Source organism: Actinomadura sp. HBU206391 (assembly GCF_014323665.1).
In the GTDB taxonomy this organism is placed as follows: Bacteria; Actinomycetota; Actinomycetes; order Streptosporangiales; family Streptosporangiaceae; genus Actinomadura_C.
In genome coordinates, this window is the sequence record NZ_JABVEB010000371.1 from 1 (window position 1) to 4,381 (window position 4,381).

The 4,381-nt window shown below is 70.2% G+C and carries 6 protein-coding genes; 2 read left to right on the top strand and 4 right to left on the bottom strand.

Annotation, left to right across the window (positions count from 1 at the left end; all coding sequences use genetic code 11):
• From HKK72_RS36595 to HKK72_RS36605, 3 genes are all read right to left on the bottom strand, one after another.
• The coding region (locus tag HKK72_RS36595) for a DMT family transporter (RefSeq protein WP_187238977.1) at window positions 1-284 on the bottom strand (284 nt) is incomplete at its 3' end.
• 3 nt (window positions 285-287) lie between these two features.
• Window positions 288-824 (bottom strand): TetR family transcriptional regulator, encoded by a 537-nt coding sequence (locus tag HKK72_RS36600; protein WP_187238978.1) that lies wholly within the window; start codon window positions 822-824, stop codon window positions 288-290.
• Window positions 825-949: 125 nt separating this feature from the next.
• Window positions 950-1,618: a lytic polysaccharide monooxygenase gene (locus HKK72_RS36605; RefSeq protein WP_187238979.1), complete on the bottom strand. Its 669-nt coding sequence runs from the start codon at window positions 1,616-1,618 to the stop codon at window positions 950-952.
• 176 nt (window positions 1,619-1,794) lie between these two features.
• Here HKK72_RS36605 and HKK72_RS36610 point away from each other — a divergent pair, with 176 nt between their 5' ends.
• Complete coding sequence (locus HKK72_RS36610) at window positions 1,795-2,952, top strand: serine hydrolase domain-containing protein (RefSeq protein ID WP_187238980.1); 1,158 nt, start codon at window positions 1,795-1,797, stop codon at window positions 2,950-2,952.
• Between the two features lie 118 nt (window positions 2,953-3,070).
• Here the strand turns inward: HKK72_RS36610 and HKK72_RS36615 are convergent, their stop codons facing one another.
• Window positions 3,071-3,985 (bottom strand): nitroreductase/quinone reductase family protein, encoded by a 915-nt coding sequence (locus HKK72_RS36615; protein WP_261987548.1) that lies wholly within the window; start codon window positions 3,983-3,985, stop codon window positions 3,071-3,073.
• A 68-nt stretch (window positions 3,986-4,053) separates the two neighbouring features.
• Between HKK72_RS36615 and HKK72_RS36620 the strand changes: the two genes are divergently transcribed.
• A partial coding sequence (locus HKK72_RS36620; protein WP_187238982.1) for a MarR family transcriptional regulator occupies window positions 4,054-4,381 on the top strand: 328 nt, incomplete at its 3' end.

Sequence of the window (4,381 nt, forward strand, 5' to 3'; positions counted from 1 at the left end):
GTGACGATCAGCGCCATGCCCGCCACGGCGGTGAGGTTGAGTCGCTCGTCGTACAGCATGGCGGCGAGGGCCGCCACGCCGGCGGTGCCGACGCCCGACCAGATCGCGTACACGGTGCCGACGTTGAGCGTCCGCAACGCCAGGGCCATCAGCGTGAAGGCGATCAGATATCCGGCGACGGCGGCCAGCACCGGTAGCGGCCGGAACGCCTCGGCGGTGCCCCGTAGCGCCAGCGTCGCGACGACTTCGGCGACGATCGCCCCGACGAGCATGAGCCAGGCCATGGGTCAGTTCCTTCCGATGAGGCCGTCGAGGAGCGCATAGACCCGTTCATGCAGATCCGGGGCGGGCGGTGCCAGGTCGACCAGCCGGGAGAGCCACCAGCCGTCGACGGCGAGGCGTACGACCGTGGCGAGTGCGGGGTCGATGCCGTCGCGCTCCAGTCGCCTCTGCCACGCGCGGTACGTCTCGCGTAGCGGCGTGAGCGCCTCGGGCTCGACCAGCGCCGCCGCGAGCAGAGCGGCGGTCGTCCGGTCGGCGGAGACACCCGCCGCCGTCGGCCTCTGCTCGACCGTGGCCGTCAGGTACACGCGGGTGGCGGCGCCGGGCTCGTCACCGGCCTCGGCGAGCGCTGTGTCGAACCTGGCCACCAGCCGGTCGACCATTCCGGCGACCAGCGCCTGCTTCGTCGGGAAGTGGTAAAAGAGACCGCCCTTGCTCACTTGCGCCTCGCCCGCCACCGCTTCCAGCGTGAGCGCTTGGGCGCCGTCCCGCAGGAGTACCTCGGTCGCGGCGTCCAACAGCCGGTTTCGCGTATCCGCCACAAGATGACTGTACCGGCTGACCGGTACAGTTCGATGAACCGGCGGCGACCACTGAGTCATGCGCACGCGGCAGGTCCCGCCGGACGGGAGGGCGTCCGGCGGGACCTGTGGCGCGGCTCAGCCGCTCAGGTGAAGTTCACGTCGCTGCAGATGTAGTACGCCTGATCCATGTGCGAGGCCTGCCAGATCGTGAAGACGACGTGGCGACCACTGCGCCCAGGGGCGCTGACGTCGATCGAGATGTTCTGGCTGGGGGCGTACCGGCCGGTTTGGCGGACCAGCTCCAGGTTGCTCCAGCGCAGCGGCTGGGTGGCGGCGTCGTAGCCCTGGCGGGTGACGTAGATCCGGAAGTAGTCCGCCCCATGGCTGGCCTGGTCGTAGAGCTGCGCCGTGAAGTTGCTGCCGATGTTCGTCATCTTCCACGGGCCCACGGCGTCCATGGACCGGTACCGGGCGCTCTCGGCGAGGCCGCCGCTGCACAGCTGCCCGTCCGGGACCGCCCCCTGGTGGTTGCCGCCGACGTTGTTGCGGTACAACCCGTTCCAGTTCCACATGGCGTTCGGGTTGTCCTGCCATGCCTGCCAGCACATGGGGTCTTCCTGCTGCATGTTGGGATTCAGATGGTCGTTCCCCCAGCGAAGCCAGCAGCCGTAGTTACGGGAGGCCGGATTGACGATCGATCCGTGGGCGGCGGCGATGTCGACCCAGCAGTTCAGAAAGAGCATCACTGCCGACAGCAGCGTCAGGGCGCGAACGGCCCTGCGGGGGGCTTTGGCGTACTCGTGACGAGGCATTGTGCGGTCTCCTTCTTCCGGTTCGGGCCAGTAGATAGGAGCGCTCCCACACGTAGTGAGACTAACTTGACTGACCGGAGTCGGACTACCTGACTTTCAGGGTTTTCATCCACGGCTCGGGTCGCGAGGGATTTAATCTCTGGCCCGGACCGAGCCGACCGGGTTAGGTTCCGCCCATGGCGCAGACCCACGGCAGGTGCGACGACCGGTTCGGCGAGGTGCGCCGGGCGCTGGCGGCCTCGCTCGACGACGACGACGTGGGCGCCTCAGCGGCGGTGTACCTGGACGGCGTGCCGGTGGTCGACATCTGGGGCGGCTACACCGACGAGGCCCGCACCCTCCCCTGGGAGCGCGACACCATCACCAACGTCTGGTCCACCACCAAGACGATGACGGCGCTGTGCGCGCTCATCCTCGCCGACCGCGGCGACCTCGACCTCGACGCGCCGGTCCCCGAGTACTGGCCGGAGTTCGCCGTCGCGGGCAAGGACCGCGTGCGGGTACGGCATCTGCTCTCCCACACCGCGGGCCTGCCCACCTGGGACGAACCGATGGCGGTCGAGGACCTGTACGACTGGCCGACCGCCACGGCGCGGCTGGCCGCGCAGGCCCCCCACTGGGAGCCGGGCGCCGAGGCCGGCTACCACGCGTTCACCCAGGGCTACCTGGTGGGAGAGGTCGTCCGCCGCGTCACCGGCCGCAGTTTGGGCGCGTTCTTCGGAGAGGAGGTGGCCGGGCCGCTGGGCGCCGACTTCCACATCGGGCTGCCCGCCGAGCACGACCACCGCGTCGCCCCGATCATCGCGCCGCCGCCCGTACAGCCCGCACAGACGGGCGGCGCGGACACCGGCAAGCGCACTGGCACGGGCACGACCTCCCCGCGCAGCGCGCCCGGCAACCCGCCGATCCGGCCCATCGAGGCGAACACCCCCGCGTGGCGGCGCGCCGAGATCCCGGCCGCGAACGGACACGGTAACGCCCGCTCGGTCGGCGCTGTGCAGTCGGTGCTGGCGTGCGGCGGAGCGGCGCGGGGTGTGCGACTGCTGTCGCAGGCGGGCTGCGAGCGTGCTCTGGAGGAGCAGTTCCGCGGCGTGGACCGCATCCTGGGTGTGCCGATGCGCTACGGCATGGGTTACGGCATGTCCGGCGGCCAACTGCCCAACCCACGTACGTGCTTCTGGGGCGGATGGGGCGGCTCGTTGGTACTGATCGACCTCGATGCCCGCATGACGGTGTCGTACGTGATGAATCGGATGCTCGACGACCAGTCCACGCTGGGCGACGACCGAGGTCTAGGCATCGTGCTTGCCGCCTATGAAGGGCTCTCCGCATGATCGACCTCGGACCACGACCGCTGCACGGCTGGTTTCCGCCGCGGACGGGCCACTCCCCCCGCCGCCCTCCGCTCCGGCGGGACGAGACCACCGTCGCCGCCCGCGCGCCTCGGCCGGTTCACCGGGGGCGGGGCCATGGCACGCCGGTCAGGGAGTTCAGCGCGGGGATGAGCTGCTCCTCCTCGTAGTCGAAGTGCGCCTCCAGCTCGGACGCCAGCCGTTCGACGTCGGCCCGAAGCCGGTCGGGGCCCTGCTGCCCGGCACCGCCGGTGTCGAGCGTGCCGAGTGCCGCCTGCAGCTCGCCACGGAGGCGCTCCACCACGGCGTGCTCCCGCCGGAGCCGGTCGAGCGCCTGATCCAGTTCGGGGAACCGCTCCTTCAGGTGAGGGAACGCCACGGTGTCCTCACCGGTGTGATGCCGGCCGAGCCCTTCGCAGAACGACAGGCAGCGCTCGCGCAGCTGCCGTGCCACCTGTGGCGTCGCCCGCCCTGCACCGGGAGCGGTCGCCTGATCGCCGAGATATGCCTCGACGTCGTCGCGGAGCGTGGCGAGCTCCTGGCGGAACCAGCCGTGCAGCTCACGCAGCTCCTCGCCGAGCGCCCGGCCCCAGGCCGCCGCGGATGCCGGGTGCGTGCGGTGGAGGACCACCACCGGAAGGATCCGCGAGGTCATCGCCTGGTAGTCGCCGTATCCCGGGGCGGCACGCACCACACGGGCGAAGAGACGGTCGCGTTCCTCGCCCTGCGCGGGGACCGCGGTGGCCTCGTGGCTCTCGGTGCCGATCTCAACGGTGACCTGGGGGTTGGCCAGCAGGTTGTGGTACCAGGCCGGGTGGTGAGGGGCACCCGCGTTGGAGGCGACGACCAGCACCCGGTCGCCGTCGGGCACATACCCCACCGGGCTGGTGCGCCGCCTGCCGGACCTGGCGCCGACGGTGGTCAGCAGGGCGAGAGGCGATCCCTCGAACGGCCCGCCCACCTTTCCCGCGTTCGCCCGGAACTCCTCAATGATCTTCTCGTTGAAGTCCGTCATGCGAGGATGACCTCCATGCAGTAAGAGATATTTTGTTTGCATGTCAAAGTTAATTTGGAGGGCAATCCATGTCAAGCGAGGCCGGCCTGAGCGTCGATGACGGAGTCCGGACGCTGCTGCTGCTGATGCCGCGCATGGTGGGGCGGGCCAAGCGCATCCCCGTCCCCGAACCGCTACGGTCACTCGACCTGGCGCCGCGACACCTGTCGCTGCTGGCCTACCTGCTCTTCGACGGTCCGCTCGGCGTCAATGAACTCGCCGCCCGGCTCGAGATCGCCCCGGCCACGGTGAGCCTGATGGTCGGCGATCTGAGCCGCAAGGGAGTCGTGGACCGGCGCGAGGACGACGCCGACCGCAGGCGCACCATCGTGAGCATCGCCGAGGCCAATCGCACGG